Below are 17440 nucleotides of genomic sequence, written 5' to 3' on the forward strand. Positions count from 1 at the left end.
TAATAAAAACACCCCAAAAGTTAGATTTTTTTCTGTCTAACTTTTGGGGTGCAGTTCATTGTCTAATCCTTTTTGTTATTTATAAGTTTTCAATGAAGAGTAGAATTAAGTGTCAAACTATTTGAAGAATCAAGTTTGTGAAAAAAATCTCAAAATTTTCACAAAAAGGGTTGTAATTTTCTGAAAATTTGTTAAAATAAGTTTTAATCATTTTCAGGAGGAAGCGGATTTGACAAACTATCAGAATTTAGTAAACGGAAATTGGAAATCATCAGAGAATGAAATTACAATCTACTCTCCTATTAATCAGGAAAAGCTTGGTACAGTACCAGCTATGAGTCAGGAAGAAGTTGATGAAGTGATGAAAGCTGGTCGAGCAGTGCTATCTGCTTGGCGTGATTTGGCACCCGTAGAACGTGCAGCCTATCTGCATAAGACGGCAGATATTTTAGAACGTGACAAGGAAGTAATTGGAACGATACTTGCCAAAGAGGTGGCAAAGGGAATTCAGGCAGCTATAGGAGAAGTAGTCCGTACAGCTGATTTGATTAGATATACTGCTGAAGAAGGACTTCGTATCACTGGGCAAGCCATGGAAGGTGGTGGTTTTGAAGCTGCCAGTAAAAATAAAATGTCCATTGTACGCCGGGAACCCGTTGGTATCGTACTCGCCATTGCTCCATTTAATTATCCTGTAAATCTATCTGCATCAAAGATTGCTCCAGCTTTGATTGCAGGAAATGTCGTTCTGTTTAAGCCACCAACACAAGGATCAATCTCAGGTCTCTTATTGGCCAAGGCTTTTGATGAAGCAGGTATTCCAGCTGGAGTATTGAATACCATTACTGGACGTGGATCTGAGATTGGAGATTACATTATTGAACACAAAGAAGTGAACTTTATCAACTTTACGGGTTCAACACCAATTGGTGAGCGAATCGGTCGCCTGGCTGGTATGCGGCCTATCATGCTTGAACTTGGTGGAAAAGATGCAGCTATAGTATTAGAAGATGCTGATTTGGAACACGCAGCCAAGCAAATCGTAGCTGGTGCCTTTAGTTATTCAGGGCAACGTTGTACAGCTATCAAGCGTGTCTTGGTCGTTGATAGTGTAGCAGACAAATTAGCAGACTTACTCCAGACTGAAGTGGCAAAACTAACAGTTGGTAATCCATTCGACAATGCTGATATCACTCCTGTTATTGATAATGCTTCAGCTGAATTCATCTGGGGATTGATTGAAGATGCTCAAGAAAAAGGAGCCAAAGCGCTCAGCCCAATCAAACGTGAGAATAATCTCATTTGGCCAGGACTTTTTGATTATGTCACAAGAGATATGAAATTAGCCTGGGAAGAACCATTTGGACCCGTTTTACCGATTATTCGTGTCGCAGATGTAGAAGAAGCGATTGCCATCGCAAATCAATCTGAGTTTGGACTTCAGTCATCTGTATTTACAAATGATTTTAAAAAAGCTTTTGAAATTACTGAAAAACTTGAAGTGGGAACAGTTCACATCAATAATAAAACACAACGAGGACCAGATAACTTCCCATTTCTTGGAGTAAAAAGATCCGGTGCAGGGGTTCAAGGTATCAGATATAGTATAGAAGCCATGACAAATGTTAAATCTATTGTTTTTGATATGAAATAACCTTAAAAATCAGGACAAGATTCCTGATTTTATTTTCAATATAAATTTACTATAAAAAGGGAATACGAACAATAGTATATAAATTGAAAAGAATATATGTGAATAAACATTATTTTTTGCCAAATAGATGAAAGTACTTAAAATCTTAAGATAATTTTTTGAAGGCTTTCATAAAAATATAACATTAATTACGGAAATCTCTTGAAAGTTCCCTCAAAAGATAGTATAATAGAAACACAGAAAACGCTTACAAAAAGAAAGGGGATTGAATGAACAATTTTGAAGCTTTAAGAACCTTTACAACTGGAGAGAATATCCATCTTCAGCATTATCTCGGAGCACATAGAGAGGAGCTTAACGGAGAATTAGGGTATACATTTAGAGTTTGGGCACCAAATGCTCAAGCAGTTCATTTAGTAGGTGACTTTACTAACTGGATAGAAAATCAAATTCCTATGGTTCGAAATGAATTTGGGGTTTGGGAAGTTTTTACTAGCCTAGCTCAAGAAGGGCAAATCTATAAATACCATATCACTCGTGCAAATGGTCATCAGATTATGAAGGTTGATCCTATGGCCCTTCGTTTTGAAGCTCGCCCAGGTACAGGAGCTATTCTAACAAATATTCCTGACAAGAAATGGAAGGATGGTCTTTGGTTAGCTCGTAGAAAACGGCTAGGTTTTGCGGAACGTCCAGTCAATATCTATGAAGCGCACGCTGGGTCTTGGAAGAGAAATCCAGATGGTAGTCCCTATAGCTTTGCACAACTAAAAGAAGAGTTGATTCCTTATCTTGTTGAGATGAACTATACTCACATTGAGTTCATGCCTTTAATGGCGCATCCGCTTGGTTTGAGTTGGGGATATCAGCTCATGGGGTATTTTGCTCTAGAACATTGCTATGGGCGACCAGAAGAATTTCAGGATTTTGTTGAAGAATGCCATTTAAATAACATCGGTGTAATTGTGGACTGGGTTCCAGGTCATTTCACTATCAATGATGATGCTCTTGCTTATTATGATGGAACTCCGACTTTTGAATACCAAGACCACAACAAGGCCCATAACTACGGTTGGGGAGCTCTTAACTTTGACCTTGGGAAGAATGAAGTTCAGTCATTCTTGATTTCTAGTATCAAACACTGGATTGAGTTTTATCATTTAGACGGTATTCGAGTAGATGCGGTTAGCAACATCCTCTATCTCGACTACGATAATGCCCCATGGACTCCAAATAAAGATGGCGGGAACCTCAACTACGAAGGTTACTATTTCCTTCAACGTTTAAATGATGTAATCAAGTCAGAGCACCCAGATGTGATGATGATTGCGGAGGAGAGTTCGTCAGCTACCCAGATTACTGGTTCGAAAGAGTCAGGTGGGCTTGGCTTTGACTATAAGTGGAACATGGGCTGGATGAATGATATTCTTCGTTTCTATGAGGAAGATCCTATTTATCGTAAGTATGATTTTAATCTAGTGACTTTCAGCTTTATGTATGTTTTCAAAGAAAACTACCTCTTACCTTTTTCACACGATGAAGTCGTTCACGGCAAGAAGAGTATGATGCACAAGATGTGGGGCGATCGCTACAATCAATTTGCAGGCTTGCGCAATCTTTACACCTATCAAATTTGCCACCCTGGTAAGAAATTGCTCTTTATGGGAAGTGAATACGGTCAATTCTTAGAATGGAAATCTGAAGAGCAATTAGAATGGTCAAACTTAGAAGATTACATGAACTCTAAGATGAAACACTTTACTTCACAGCTTAATCAATTTTACAAAGACCATCGTTGTCTTTGGGAGATTGATACTAGCTATGACGGTATTGAAATCATCGATGCAGATAATAGAGACCAGAGTGTCCTTTCCTTTATTCGTAAGAGTAAAAAAGATGAGATGTTAGTCTGCGTCTTTAATATGGCACCAGTTGAACGTAAAGACTTTACAATCGGACTTCCAGTCGCAGGTGTTTATGAAGAAGTTTGGAACACAGAATTAGAAGAATGGGGAGGTGTGTGGAAAGAGCACAATCAAACAGTTCAGACTCAAGAAGGCTTATGGAAAGATTATGAGCAGACTTTGACCTTTACCCTGCCTGCCATGGGAGCAAGCATCTGGAAGATCAAGCGTCGTTTGAAACCGACTAAGCAAAAAGAGTAGAATGCTATTGATTAGGTAATGATGTAAGATGTTACTAGTTGGTTTACTTGGATTGGACTTGAAACACAAGAAAAATGGACTTCCTATTATTTTTATAAAAAGTTTGACTTCCGACCTTCTTACGATTTTAACGTTCACATGTCTATAAAAAGGAGTAGAAAATGAAGAATGAAATGCTAGCTTTGATCCTTGCGGGTGGGCAAGGAACACGTCTCGGAAAACTCACTCAAAGCATTGCCAAACCGGCAGTGCAATTCGGTGGGCGCTACCGTATCATTGACTTTGCGCTTTCAAACTGTGCTAACTCTGGGATTCACAATGTCGGTGTTATTACTCAGTACCAGCCTCTCGCCTTGAACAACCATATCGGAAATGGGTCCAGCTGGGGCTTGGATGGTATTAGTTCAGGGGTCTCAATCCTGCAACCTTATTCCGCAAGTGAAGGAAACCGTTGGTTTGAAGGGACCAGTCACGCTATCTACCAAAACATTGACTACATCGACAGTGTTAATCCTGAGTATGTTTTGATTCTTTCTGGTGACCACATCTACAAGATGGACTACGATGATATGCTTCAGTCCCATAAGGATAATAATGCCAGTTTGACAGTAGCTGTCCTAGACGTCCCTCTCAAAGAAGCTAGCCGTTTTGGTATCATGAATACAGATGCCAATAACCGTATCGTTGAATTCGAAGAAAAACCTGCTCAACCTAAGTCTACAAAGGCTTCTATGGGGATTTATATCTTTGACTGGAAACGACTTCGCAATATGCTTGTTGCTGCTGAAAAGAGTAATGTAGATATGTCAGACTTTGGTAAGAACGTTATTCCTAACTATCTCGAGTCTGGTGAAAGTGTCTATGCCTATGAATTTAATGGCTACTGGAAAGACGTTGGTACCATCGAATCACTCTGGGAAGCCAATATGGAGTACATTTCGCCAGAAAATGCCTTGGATAGCCGTAATCGTCAGTGGAAAATTTACTCAAGAAACTTGATCTCACCACCCAACTACTTTGGAGCGCATGCACACGTTGAGGATTCATTGGTCGTGGATGGCTGTTTTGTAGATGGAACGGTTAAACGTTCGATTCTTTCAACAGAAGCACAGGTTCGTGAAGGAGCCGAGGTCGTTGATTCTGTCATCATGAGTGGGGCTATTATTGGCCATGGAGCAAAGATTACTCGTGCTATTATTGGTGAAGGTGCCATTATTGCAGACGGCGTAGAGATTGACGGAACTGACGAAGTACAAGTAGTAGGATACAATGAAGTAGTGGGGGTAGCAACAGATGAAGATTGATAAATATTCAGCCATTTTAGGAAACACAGTTGGTTTTCATGATATGTCAACGTTAACAGAACACCGTCCGGTAGCTAGCTTGCCTTTCGGTGGGAAATACCGTTTGATTGACTTCCCCCTTTCCAGTCTTGCAAATGCAGGTGTTCGTAGTATCTTTGGTATTTTCCAACAAGATAATATCAGCTCAGTATTCGACCATATCCGTTCAGGTCGTGAGTGGGGCTTGTCCACCCTTCTAAGTCACTACTATCTAGGAATTTACAATACTCGTGTTGAAAGCAGTACAGTTGGAAAAGAGTATTACCAACAACTTCTTACCTACTTGAGACGTTCAGGTTCAAACCAAACCGTTTCGATTAACTGTGATGTGCTGGTGAATATTGACTTGAATCAAGTCTTCCACCTACACAATACAACGAAAGGTCCGATTACAGTTGTATATAAGAAACTTCCAAAGAAAGACATTTCTGATGTGAATGCTATCTTGGAAATTGATGAAACTGACCATGTTCGTTCGCACAAACTCTTTGATAACAAATCTACGGATGAGCTCTTCAACATGTCTACAGATATCTTTGTTGTGGATACTCCTTGGTTGATTGAACGACTTGAAGAAGAGGCTCAGAAAGAATATCCTGAAAAGTTGCGTTATGTTCTCCGCGATTTAGCTGCAAAAGAAGGAGCTTTTGCTTACGAATACACAGGCTACTTAGCGAACATTCATTCTGTTCAGTCCTATTATCAAGCAAACATCGATATGCTTGAATCTAAAAAATTCTACTCTCTTTTCTCACCAAATCAAAAAATTTATACCAAAGTTAAGAATGAAGAACCAACCTACTATGCGAATACTTCAAAAGTAAGTACTTCTCAGTTTGCTTCTGGTAGTATCATTGAGGGTGAAGTAGTTCAGTCAGTTCTATCTCGTAACATTTATGTTCACAAAGATAGTGTGGTGAAGGACAGCATTTTATTCCCTCGAGTTGTGATTGGTCAGGGTGCCCAAGTTGAATATGCTATCTTGGACAAGGGTGTTGAAGTTGCGGACGGTGTTGTCATTCGAGGAACAGCAGAACATCCAGTTGTAGTTAAGAAGGGTGAAACAGTAACAGAGGACATTTATTCATGAAAATTTTATTTGTAGCAGCAGAAGGAGCACCCTTTTCAAAAACAGGTGGTTTGGGCGATGTCATTGGCGCACTTCCTAAATCACTTGTAAAAGCGGGGCACGAAGTTGCAGTTTTCTTGCCTTACTATGATATGGTAGAAGCTAAGTTTGGTGACCAGATAGAGGATGTTCTCCACTTTGAAGTTAGTGTAGGATGGCGTAGACAGTACTGTGGTATTAAGAAAACGGTCTTGAATGGGGTTACCTTCTACTTCATTGATAATCAATATTATTTCTTCCGTGGCCATGTGTACGGTGATTTTGACGATGGTGAACGCTTTGCTTTCTTCCAACTGGCTGCTCTTGAAGCCATGGAACGCATCGGCTTTATCCCTGACCTTCTCCATGTTCATGATTACCACACAGCCATGATTCCCTTCTTGTTGAAAGAAAAGTATCATTGGATTCAAGCATATCAAGGAATCAGAACAGTTTTAACTATTCATAATTTGGAATTTCAAGGTCAATTTTCTGAAGGAATGTTGTGGGATTTGTTTGGTGTTGGATTTGAACGCTATGCTGATGGAACCCTTCGCTGGAATGATTGCCTTAACTGGATGAAGGCTGGTATCCTATACGCGGATCGTGTCTCAACCGTTTCTCCTAGCTATGCACATGAGATTATGACCAGTCAGTTTGGTTGCGGTTTGGACCAGATTCTTCGGATGGAGTCAGGTAAGGTTTCAGGTATTGTCAATGGTATTGACGCAGATCTTTATAATCCTCAAACAGACCCACTTTTAGATTATCATTTTGATAAGGAAGATTTGTCTGGAAAAGCACAAAATAAAGCAAAATTGCAAGAGAGAGTCGGTCTACCAGTGCGAGCTGATGTTCCTCTAGTTGGGATTGTCTCTCGTTTGACGCGCCAAAAAGGTTTTGATGTTGTGGTAGAAAGTTTGCACCGTTTCTTACAGGAGGACGTTCAAATAGTCCTTTTAGGTACAGGAGATCCTGCTTTTGAACATTCCTTCTCCTGGTTTGCACAAGTCTATCCTGACAAACTATCAGCAAATATCACTTTTGACGTCAAGCTCGCTCAAGAAATCTACGCAGCTTGTGACCTCTTCCTCATGCCGAGCCGTTTTGAACCATGTGGCTTGTCACAAATGATGGCTATGCGCTACGGTACTCTACCATTGGTTCATGAAGTGGGTGGATTGCGTGATACGGTTCAATCCTATAATCCAATTGAAGGAACTGGAACTGGATTTAGCTTTGACAATTTAACACCATATTGGCTTAACTGGAGTTTCCTAACAGCCTTGGATGTTTATAAGTACCAGCCAGACGTTTGGAGAAATCTACAAAAACAAGCTATGGAATGTGATTTCTCATGGGATACAGCTTGCAAGTCTTACCTTGACTTATACCATAGTCTAGTCAACTAATAGATAAAATCGTATGATTCTTTCATACGATTTTTGGGCTATTTAGAGAAGAGGTGAAGTAATGACCCATGTAAAAGGCCTATGTGTCATGGATGTTGACGGAACCTTAATAGCAGAAGAGGTGATTGATCTTTTAGGAAGAGAAGCAGGTTGCGAAGCCGAAATTTCGCAAATTACAAGCCAGGCAATGCGAGGTGAACTGGATTTTAAAACAAGTTTAAGAGCAAGAGTGGCTTTGTTAAAAGGGCTTCCGATTTCGGTCTTTGATACAGTTTTCAAATCCATTCATCTTTCCAAGAATGCTCGGGAATTTATCTCCATTCTCCAAAAGAATGGCATCCTCGTCGGTTTAGTGTCTGGTGGCTTTACACCAATCGTTGAGAGATTAGCAAAATCCCTAGGTATTTCCTATTTCTCTGCCAACCAGTTGGAAGTCAAAGACAACTTTTTAACAGGTCGACTAGTTGGTGAAATTGTTACAGCCCAAGTAAAACAAGCTACTCTTGAGAAATGGAGAAAGGAATTAGAACTACCCAAAGAAAGAACGATTGCTATCGGTGATGGTGCCAATGACCTCTTGATGTTAAAGACAGCAGGACACGGTATAGCCTTTTGTGCCAAAGAGGTCGTAAAAGCCGAGATAGCTTGTCATGTAGATACGAGGGATCTTTTAGAAGTTCTACCTTTGATTGATTTCTTAGAATGAGAGGGGACTATGAAAATTGTAATTGCACCTGATTCTTTTAAAGAAAGTTTGACGGCAGAAGAGGTCGCTCAAGCTATAAAAAGGGGCTTCGAACAGTCAATAGCGGATGTAGAATGTCTGCTTTGTCCTGTTGGCGATGGTGGGGAAGGAACTGTAGATGCTATTCGACATTCTCTTGAGCTCGAAGAAAAATGGCAAGAGGTTACGGGACCTTTTGGTCTTAAAGAAGCAATGCGCTACTTTCAAAAAGATCAAATAGCGCTCTTTGAAGTTGCTGACTTGGTTGGTCTTGGAAAGATTCCCCAAGAGAAACGAAAACCTCTTCACATCCTAACCAGAGGTATTGGAGAGTTGATTCGCCATCTCATTAATCAAGGGATGAAAGAAATCTATATCGGAGTTGGTGGTACGGCTAGTAATGACGGTGGGATAGGTATTGCTGCTGGTTTAGGTTATCGTTTTTATGATAAGAAGGGAAAAGAATTGCCTGCTTGCGGTCAGACATTGCTTGAGTTCGAGTCAGTTTCAGACAGTGAGTTGTATAGGATTCCTGAAGATGTGAAAATCCGCATTTTAGCAGATGTCGTGAGCCCTTTATGTGGTCATCAAGGAGCGACCTATACATTTGGAAAACAAAAGGGCTTGGATCCTGCTTTGTTTGAGACAGTAGATTTGGCTATACAGCGATTCTATGAAAAATTCTCACCTTCAACCCTTTCTTTGAAGGGAGCAGGAGCTGGAGGTGGCATTGCTGCTGGACTCTGTGCCTTTACTCAGGCTAGTATCGTATCTGGGATTGATACTTGTTTGGACTTGATAGACTTTGACAAGCGGGTTGAAGATGCTGACTTGGTTATCGTTGGAGAAGGCAGGCTGGACAGTCAAAGCATCGCTGGGAAAGCTCCTATCGGTGTAGCAAAAAGAACTCCTAAGGGAGTTCCTGTTATCGCTATTTGCGGTAGTTTTGCTGACGATTTGCCTCCCCTACCATTTGAAAATATAGAAGCTGCCTTTTCCATTTTAGAGAAATGTGAACCTTTAGAGAATAGTTTGAAAAATGCAAGTCTCTATTTGGAGCACACAGCTACTAATATCGGTCATTTATTAAATATGAGGAAGGATTAACCTAACCATTTTTTCCAGATGGATTTTTTAACTGGTTCATCCTGCTCAACCTCCCATAGATTTGGAAAAGCCAGCCGGAGATCCTTTTCATCTACTTGAACAGGTTCGTTCGTGTGAATGACAAGGCCGAAAGGAGAGGTGATATGATCATCCGAAACAATAGTCGCCTGGCAGTTGCTTTTCTTTGCTTGTTTTAAGTAAAAGACTTGTTTGTCAAACTCGATATTTGGTGAGATTTTCACAAAAAGTTCCTCTACCTTTTCTTGAAAACCATCTAAAATAGAGAAAAATCCATGTTCTAATTCAGGACTATTGGCAGTACTGATATCCGCGTATCCAAGAACTCTTTCCTCGAAAGTCCCGAGATAGCGGCGTTGTTCGTCAGGGTTTAATTTCGGCCCACCATGAGCTTTTTCTAGTAGTTGTTTTGATAAATCTGTCATAAAAACAGTATATCACAAAAATCGCATGAAAACAGACAAAAGAAAGCGATTACTTTATAAAGTTAAGGAAAATTTGCACAAAGATAACGTTTTTTCTTGAAAAACGCTTATTTTTAAGGTATCATAGAGGTGTAAAAAATTTAACTCAAAGGAGAGTAAAAAATGTCAATTATTACTGATGTTTACGCTCGCGAAGTCCTAGACTCACGCGGTAACCCAACACTTGAGGTAGAAGTTTATACTGAATCAGGTGCTTTCGGACGTGGTATGGTTCCATCAGGAGCTTCTACTGGTGAACACGAAGCAGTTGAACTTCGCGACGGTGACAAATCTCGTTACGGTGGTCTTGGTACACAAAAAGCTGTTGACAACGTAAACAACATCATCGCTGAAGCTATCATCGGCTACGATGTACGTGACCAACAAGCTATCGACCGTGCTATGATCGCACTTGACGGTACTCCTAACAAAGGTAAATTGGGTGCAAACGCAATTCTTGGTGTGTCTATCGCTGTAGCTCGTGCTGCTGCTGACTACCTTGAAATCCCACTTTACAGCTACCTTGGTGGATTCAACACTAAAGTTCTTCCAACTCCAATGATGAACATCATCAACGGTGGTTCTCACTCTGACGCTCCAATCGCTTTCCAAGAATTCATGATCGTACCTGCTGGTGCACCAACATTCAAAGAAGCTCTTCGTTGGGGTGCTGAAATCTTCCACGCTCTTAAGAAAATCCTTAAATCACGTGGTTTGGAAACAGCCGTAGGTGACGAAGGTGGATTCGCTCCTCGTTTCGAAGGAACTGAAGACGGTGTTGAAACTATCCTTGCTGCTATCGAAGCTGCTGGTTATGTTCCAGGTAAAGATGTCTTTATCGGATTTGACTGTGCATCATCAGAATTCTATGATGAAGAACGTAAAGTTTACGACTACACTAAATTTGAAGGTGAAGGCGCTGCTGTACGTACTGCTGCAGAACAAATCGACTACCTTGAAGAATTGGTAAACAAATACCCAATCATCACTATCGAAGATGGTATGGATGAAAACGACTGGGACGGTTGGAAAGCTCTTACTGAACGTCTTGGTGGTAAAGTACAATTGGTTGGTGACGACTTCTTCGTAACAAACACTTCTTACCTTGAAAAAGGTATTGCAGAAGGTGCTGCTAACTCAATCCTTATCAAAGTTAACCAAATCGGTACTCTTACTGAAACATTTGACGCTATCGAAATGGCGAAAGAAGCTGGTTATACTGCAGTTGTATCACACCGTTCAGGTGAAACTGAAGATTCAACAATCGCTGACATCGCAGTTGCAACTAACGCAGGACAAATCAAGACAGGTTCACTTTCACGTACAGACCGTATCGCTAAGTACAACCAATTGCTTCGTATCGAAGACCAACTTGGTGAAGTAGCTGAATACCGTGGATTGAAATCATTCTACAACTTGAAAAAATAAAATAGTTCAGTGAACTATTTTATCCCGAACCTTGAAACTCAAAAGTTCAGCCGTTGATTTAACAACGATTTAAGCCCCTCGGATTTTATCCGAAGGGCTATTTTTGTGTTCATGGGGCATAAAGGGTGCAGAGTTTATGGTATAATAGACAAAAATATTTGAATTAGAAAGAAATTATGTCTAAAGAAATTGATATTGAGTATTACCACCAGCTAGCTTCGCAAAAGCAGAAAGAGCATCGTAAAGTGTTAGCCAATCTAAAGAAAAAGCCACCAAAGAATCTAGATAAGATTGCCCAGCAGATTCACCAAGAAGTTTTTGCTGAGATTGATTGTACCGCCTGCGCTAACTGTTGTAAGACTTTGGGACCCGACTTCAAAGAAGCAGATATTACCCGTATCGCTAAGTATTTTAAGATGAAATTACCAGCTTTTGAAGCGGAATTTCTGCAGGTGGATGAAGATGGGGACAAGGTTTTCAAATCCATGCCTTGCCCCTTTCTAGGAGGAGACAATCTCTGTTCTATCTATGATGTTCGTCCAAAGGCCTGCCGAGAATTTCCCCATACAGACCGTAAAAAGATCCATCAAATCAACCATTTGACGATTAAGAACACCTTGACCTGCCCAGCAGCTTATCTCTTTGTTGAGAAATTAAAGGATAGGTTATAGAAATATACACCTCTGAATCTTGTACAAATATTCTAGGGCGGAAGTATCTGATATCTGATAGACTATAGATAGAATTGAACATGGCCTAAAAGCTGTGTGAAAAAGATAAAATTTCCTAGGACCAGAAACTCCAGCGTCAATTTTCCTATTTTCACTTTGCTTTTAACGTCTTTTGTATCTTGTGGAGGTAAGAAGAAACGAATATGATGCATCAATTCAATCAAACCATGGATTATTTGGAGCAGCAACTGACTTCAGAAGTGGATATGAAAAGATTTCAGCAACTATCGGGCTATTCGTACCCTCTCTTTAGCAGGCTCTTTTCCATCCTAGCAGATATGACTTTAGCAGAATATTTGCGCAATCGCAGGCTGTCAGAAGCTGTGACAGACTTGCGGGAAAGCACTGAGAAAGTCATTGACATAGCGCTGAAATACGGCTATGACTCTGCGGATGCCTTCAGCGCAACCTTTAAGAAATTCCATGGTGCGACCCCCTCAGAAGTTCGAAATGGAAAACCTTATCGGGTCTTTCCTAGACTTCAATTATCCTTAAAGATTACAGGAGGAAAGAACATGGATATCAAGATTCAAAAGAAACCTGCTTTTACCGTGGCAGGCGTTCTATTGGAAGCTATTGACAATAGCCAATGCCCGTCTGCATGGGAGCAGCTTTATGCAAATCACAGCTTTGAAAGTCTAGAGAGTCTGGGAAGTGGCCAATCCTTTGGTCTCTGCTCGGATGTGAAAGAAGGCGAAATCATTAACTACATGGCGGCTTATGATGTGACGGATAAAGCGAAAGCAGAAGAACTAGGTCTGTCAATCAAAGACATCCCAGCAGCTGAATATGCTATCGTCCCAGTCAAAGGTCCTATACCAGCTAGCATTCACAATGCTTGGAAGTATGTTTTGGAGGTTTTTTTCCCAGAAACAGGCTATCGCCACTCAGGAGCGCCAGATTTTGAAGTCTATACTGAAGGAGATATGTCGTCACCAGACTATCAAATGGAACTCTGGATACCAGTAAGCAAGGACTAGATAATTTTCTATTTTTTATAAAGATGGAAAGCTGACTCTGTAGAAGGTATCTTTTACAGAGTTTTTCTTTGTTTGAGAAATAACTTATGCAAAAAAGAATTACAATTTAATTTAAATTTAAGTATAAAGAAATTCATGTCTATAAATCAAACATACCATAATTTTTGTCTGGATTTTATGGGGCATGCGAATAGTTTTCTCGGTATAATAGTCCCATAGAAGATAAGGAGGCATGAATATGCAGATGTATTTTGGAGATGTGTCAATTTGCTATAGCTATTCATTGGCAATGGCACTAGAAACCTATGGTTATGACTTTAAAGCAGAGTTTTTAGAGGCAATTATGGTGATGGGAAATGGCGCTAGTATCGTGAAGGAAGATGAGGAGCATCCTTTAGTATTCTTTGATAATGGAATGCCAGACCTTTCCATCTCCCATTCCTTAAAAATACTAGGTTTTGACTATGAGGATTTCTATCTAAAAGATGGAACTGAAGTAGATTTGGAAGAGATTAAAGGAAAGTTGGAAACATTTCTGTCCAATGGACCTGTCGTACTGGGACCTCTTGATATGGGGCATTTGACTTACAATCCCAATCACACAATCCTTTATGGTGTGGATCACTTTGTAACCGTGTATGCTCTTGATGGTCAGTATCTCTATTTGCATGATCCGGCTGGTTTTGCCTGTATGAAGGTTACTTTTAATGACATTATAGAAGCTTGGAAGGCGGAGGCTATTGACTATAAGCGTGGATCTTACTCTATGTGGGGAAATTTTAAGAAGGTCAAGAGCCCTAGTCAGACTGAAATCTATCAGGAAACGGCAAGGATTATGAAGACCCGATATCAGAATGGTCAAAGTGGTGTGTTGGAATGCTATGCAAAAGCAGTTGCTGAAAACGGCTTAAATACGGAGCAAAAACAACTGCATCAGTATTTCAGCTTTAAACTTGCGGCTGTTCGAAATCTCTATCTCAGTAACTTCTTAAAAGCGCATGATCCGAAAGGGGCAAGATTAAAAGAGGAATTGGCTACTCTATTTGGCCAAGCCCACCTTTCGTGTTTAAAAGAAGATTACCAAAAACTATCCCGCTTGCTCTATCAGATAGCTGAAGCGGACCGTCGCTTTAGAGATTTATATGTAAACTAGTAACTATAAGCATAAAATAACTAGTCAGTAAAAGCAGTTTTTCGTAAAATGAAGAACTGCTTTTTGATTATGGTATAATGAAGTAAGGAAATAGCATATCCAACTTAAAAATGAAGGGAGAACTCCTATGCCTAGACCAAGAACGAAAGAGGAATTAGTGCTAGCCTCTAAGGAAAACTATGAAAAGCTCAATCACTTTATATCTAAATTAAGTGAAGAGGAACTACAGACTCCTTTTGATTTTTCAAAAGATCAAAAGAAAAAAGAAGCTCACTGGAAAAGAGATAAAAATCTAAGAGATGTTCTGATCCATCTCTATGAATGGCATCAGTTACTTTTGACCTGGGTACATTCCAATCAAAAGGGTCATGAAAGACCTTTTCTCCCTGAACCTTATAATTGGAAAACTTATGGGGAAATGAATGTCGCATTTTGGAAGAAGCACCAGAAAACGTCATTAGAAGAAGCAACTAGACTACTAGAGCAATCGCATAAAGAGGTTTTAGAGTTGATGGAAGGCTTCAGCAATGACGAATTGTTCACAAAAGGTGTCTATAAGTGGACGGGAGGGACAAGTCTAGGTTCCTACTTTGTCAGTAGTACCTCCAGCCACTATGACTGGGCTCTGAAAAAACTCAAAGCTCATCAGAAAAATTGTAAGAATGGCTAGTTGAAGTGCTATTGAAATTCACCAAAGGTTCTTCTAAGCTTCGAATAGCTTAGTTCTCGTGAATTTTGAGCTCTTCTAGCTTTAGAATCCTTCAAAAATTAAAATTTAAGGCTATCATAGACTTAGAATAGGTCTAAAACATTTATATCAATGTAATTCTAAACTTAGAATTACATTGATATTAAAGGAATTGAGCTGTTCGATGCTTAGAATAGCTTGATTCTGAGAAATGTTGACTAGAAAATGGATCGAATGGCTTTTTTCTGATATAGGATGATAGATAGATGGGTGAGATGATGAACATACAAAAAGAGAAAGTTAGAAAAGAGTTGCTATCCCTCTGTTTTGGAGAGCTTGCAGCCGTTCTATCCATTTGGTTTTGTTTTTTCCTTTTGAAAAATCGGCTTGGTGATGTGAATAGTCTAGTAACCATTCTCTATCCTTTGTCTTTACTGACATTTATTTTGCTTCAAGGTTCAATCTATTGGGCAATTTTGATTAGAAGACTGTCGAATCCCCAGTTCGGAAGTGTAAATGTCCCTAGAATATATGGTGGGCTCAGAATACTAGACCTCGTTTTACTTATTTCAGGCTTTCCTTTTATAGTCTGGAACACACAGAGTGTCCAAGTGGCTATCTTAGCCACGTTGATACAACTTTTTGCCCTTATCGAATGGGTTAATTATTTCCTCGTACGCCTATCTTATAGCTTGAATCCACTTGTTTTATGGAAACGAATTGCAAAGGGAAAACTTGAAAAAAGCAGAATAGCCAAGGAGTTGGGGTAAGAGAAATGAAGAGTTTAGTTATTCATTTTACAATATGCTATAATTAAGCTATTAAATTTTTAAAACAACTACTTAAAGTGAGATAAGTATGCAAATAAACTCTAGAAAACAGAAATCAGATATTGTTATTTCTAAACCGTCAGCCAGTGAAGTAGAAAAATACTTGAAATCGTGGAAAAACCTTAAAAATTATAGGTTACAAGAAGATGCTTTAGATAAATTATTTTTTGAGCTGTTACCAAGTAACGAAGAAATTTCTGACATCTTATTAAAGGTTGCTACGTTGAATGATTTTTATAGTACAAATATTTTCTCAGTTTATCCAGTTGCAGAACATATACTGAGTCTTAAAATTGACGAGAGGTTGAGACAAGGTGATGTAACTTTAGTCAATGAAATTCAAAATGTTACTATCAATGGTGTAACTAGAAAGTTCTATTCTTTTTCAACTAAATACTGTTCCCATCATAATCCTAAAGAATACCCTATTTATGATAGCTATGTAGAAAAGGTATTGAAATACTTTAGAAAAACAGATAAATTTTCTAAATTTAAGAATTCAGACCTAAAAGATTATCAAAAATTTAAAAATATAATTATTGCTTTTAGAGAATACTATGGATTAGAAGAATTTAATCTTAAAGAGATTGATCAGTATTTATGGCAGTTGGGAAAAGAATATTTCCCTAATAAATACTAGTAACTTGTTCTCGCTTAGAAAGGAAAAACCATCAAATTGCCCTACAAATTTCTACTCTTCGACCTCGACCACACCTTGCTTGATTTTGATGCTGCTGAGGATGTGGCTTTGACGCAACTTCTAAAAGAAGAAGGGGTTGCGGATATTCAAGCCTATAAAGACTATTACGTTCCCATGAACAAGGCTCTCTGGAAGGACTTGGAGCAAAAGAAAATCAGTAAACAAGAACTGGTTAACACGCGCTTTTCTCGTTTATTTGCCTATTTCGGACAGGAAAAAGACGGTATGTTACTTGCCCAGCGTTACCAATTTTATCTCGCACAGCAGGGGCAAACTCTTTCGGGCGCTCATGAGCTCTTAGACAGTCTCATCGAACGTGATTATGACTTGTTTGCTGCGACAAATGGCATTACTGCAATCCAGACAGGGCGTTTGGCTCAATCTGGTCTGGCTCCCTATTTCAACCAAGTCTTTATCTCCGAGCAATTGCAAACTCAAAAACCTGATGCACTATTCTATGAAAAAATTGGTCAGCAGATTGCTGGATTTGATAAAGAAAAGACGCTGATGATTGGAGATTCCCTAACCGCTGACATTCAAGGTGGAAATAATGCTGGAATCAACACTATCTGGTTCAATCCCCATCATCTGGAAAATAAGACGCAAGCCCAGCCGACTTATGAAGTTGAGTCTTATCAAGCTCTTCTAGATCTCCTAGATAAACTGTAAAAAGTGGTTTCCATAGCCACTTTTTGCTATAATAGAGGCAGTAAAAATGAAGGAGTTGGCTTTATGCAACACTCATCTTGGCATGCTTTGATTAAGGAGCAATTACCTAAGGGTTATTTCGGGAAAATCAATCAATTTATGGAGCAGGTTTATGCTCAAGGAACTGTTTATCCACCCAAGGAAAAGGTTTTTCAGGCTCTCTTGACAACACCGCTTGAAGAAGTTAAGGTGGTGATTCTAGGGCAGGATCCCTATCATGGACCAGG

The 17440-nt window shown here is 39.5% G+C and carries 16 protein-coding genes and 1 pseudogene; 16 read left to right on the forward strand and 1 reads right to left on the reverse strand.

Annotated elements, in window-relative coordinates; translation table 11 throughout:
* Nucleotides 1–229 precede the first annotated feature (229 nt).
* From ADI74_RS00860 to ADI74_RS00890, 7 genes are all read left to right on the forward strand, one after another.
* Nucleotides 230–1654, forward strand: coding sequence for an NADP-dependent glyceraldehyde-3-phosphate dehydrogenase (locus ADI74_RS00860; protein ID WP_049536433.1), 1425 nt, complete (start codon nt 230–232; stop codon nt 1652–1654).
* 269 nt (nt 1655–1923) lie between these two features.
* The gene (glgB, locus tag ADI74_RS00865; protein WP_049536435.1) at nt 1924–3819 is read left to right on the forward strand and encodes a 1,4-alpha-glucan branching protein GlgB; all 1896 of its coding nucleotides are present in this window, start codon (nt 1924–1926) and stop codon (nt 3817–3819) included.
* A 161-nt stretch (nt 3820–3980) separates the two neighbouring features.
* Nucleotides 3981–5123 (forward strand): glucose-1-phosphate adenylyltransferase, encoded by a 1143-nt coding sequence (locus ADI74_RS00870; RefSeq protein ID WP_049536437.1) that lies wholly within the window; start codon nt 3981–3983, stop codon nt 5121–5123.
* Nucleotides 5113–6252: a glucose-1-phosphate adenylyltransferase subunit GlgD gene (gene glgD / locus ADI74_RS00875; RefSeq protein WP_000687049.1), complete on the forward strand. Its 1140-nt coding sequence runs from the start codon at nt 5113–5115 to the stop codon at nt 6250–6252. Before ADI74_RS00870 ends, glgD begins: the two co-directional genes overlap by 11 nt.
* Entirely contained in the window at nt 6249–7682 is a 1434-nt protein-coding gene (glgA, locus tag ADI74_RS00880; protein ID WP_049536438.1) for a glycogen synthase GlgA, read from the forward strand. The genes glgD and glgA overlap by 4 nt, the downstream gene beginning before the upstream one ends.
* 61 nt (nt 7683–7743) lie before the next feature.
* Nucleotides 7744–8388: a phosphoserine phosphatase SerB gene (gene serB / locus ADI74_RS00885; RefSeq protein ID WP_049536440.1), complete on the forward strand. Its 645-nt coding sequence runs from the start codon at nt 7744–7746 to the stop codon at nt 8386–8388.
* Nucleotides 8389–8397: 9 nt separating this feature from the next.
* Nucleotides 8398–9513: a glycerate kinase gene (locus ADI74_RS00890; protein ID WP_049536441.1), complete on the forward strand. Its 1116-nt coding sequence runs from the start codon at nt 8398–8400 to the stop codon at nt 9511–9513.
* Here ADI74_RS00890 and ADI74_RS00895 read toward each other — a convergent pair.
* Entirely contained in the window at nt 9510–9956 is a 447-nt protein-coding gene (locus tag ADI74_RS00895) for a DUF1694 domain-containing protein (RefSeq protein WP_049536443.1), read from the reverse strand. The genes ADI74_RS00890 and ADI74_RS00895 overlap by 4 nt on opposite strands.
* A gap of 162 nt (nt 9957–10118) precedes the next feature.
* On the opposite strand from ADI74_RS00895, the gene eno reads away from it, so the two are divergent.
* The 9 genes and pseudogenes from eno to ADI74_RS00940 all read left to right on the forward strand — a co-directional run.
* Nucleotides 10119–11423: a surface-displayed alpha-enolase gene (eno, locus tag ADI74_RS00900; protein WP_000022823.1), complete on the forward strand. Its 1305-nt coding sequence runs from the start codon at nt 10119–10121 to the stop codon at nt 11421–11423.
* Nucleotides 11424–11599: 176 nt separating this feature from the next.
* Complete coding sequence (locus ADI74_RS00905) at nt 11600–12094, forward strand: YkgJ family cysteine cluster protein (RefSeq protein WP_049536444.1); 495 nt, start codon at nt 11600–11602, stop codon at nt 12092–12094.
* A gap of 203 nt (nt 12095–12297) precedes the next feature.
* Nucleotides 12298–13134, forward strand: a complete 837-nt coding sequence (locus tag ADI74_RS00910; RefSeq protein ID WP_049536447.1) for an AraC family transcriptional regulator — start codon at nt 12298–12300, stop codon at nt 13132–13134.
* Between the two features lie 238 nt (nt 13135–13372).
* Nucleotides 13373–14287 carry a peptidase gene (locus tag ADI74_RS00915; RefSeq protein ID WP_049536448.1) on the forward strand — a complete coding sequence of 305 codons (915 nt, stop codon included), beginning with the start codon at nt 13373–13375 and terminating at the stop codon, nt 14285–14287.
* Between the two features lie 127 nt (nt 14288–14414).
* Nucleotides 14415–14957, forward strand: a complete 543-nt coding sequence (locus tag ADI74_RS00920) for a ClbS/DfsB family four-helix bundle protein (RefSeq protein WP_049536449.1) — start codon at nt 14415–14417, stop codon at nt 14955–14957.
* A gap of 284 nt (nt 14958–15241) precedes the next feature.
* Nucleotides 15242–15745: a hypothetical protein gene (locus ADI74_RS00925; protein WP_049536451.1), complete on the forward strand. Its 504-nt coding sequence runs from the start codon at nt 15242–15244 to the stop codon at nt 15743–15745.
* Nucleotides 15746–15833: 88 nt separating this feature from the next.
* Nucleotides 15834–16445, forward strand: a complete 612-nt coding sequence (locus ADI74_RS00930; RefSeq protein WP_049536453.1) for a hypothetical protein — start codon at nt 15834–15836, stop codon at nt 16443–16445.
* 36 nt (nt 16446–16481) lie between these two features.
* A complete protein-coding gene (locus tag ADI74_RS00935; protein ID WP_049536455.1) occupies nt 16482–17174 on the forward strand; it encodes a YjjG family noncanonical pyrimidine nucleotidase in 693 nt (230 codons plus the stop codon).
* Nucleotides 17175–17237: 63 nt separating this feature from the next.
* Nucleotides 17238–17440: pseudogene (locus tag ADI74_RS00940) on the forward strand (uracil-DNA glycosylase); the annotation flags it as partial.

The organism is Streptococcus pseudopneumoniae (genome assembly GCF_001074565.1).
In the GTDB taxonomy this organism is placed as follows: Bacteria; Bacillota; Bacilli; order Lactobacillales; family Streptococcaceae; genus Streptococcus; species Streptococcus pseudopneumoniae_J.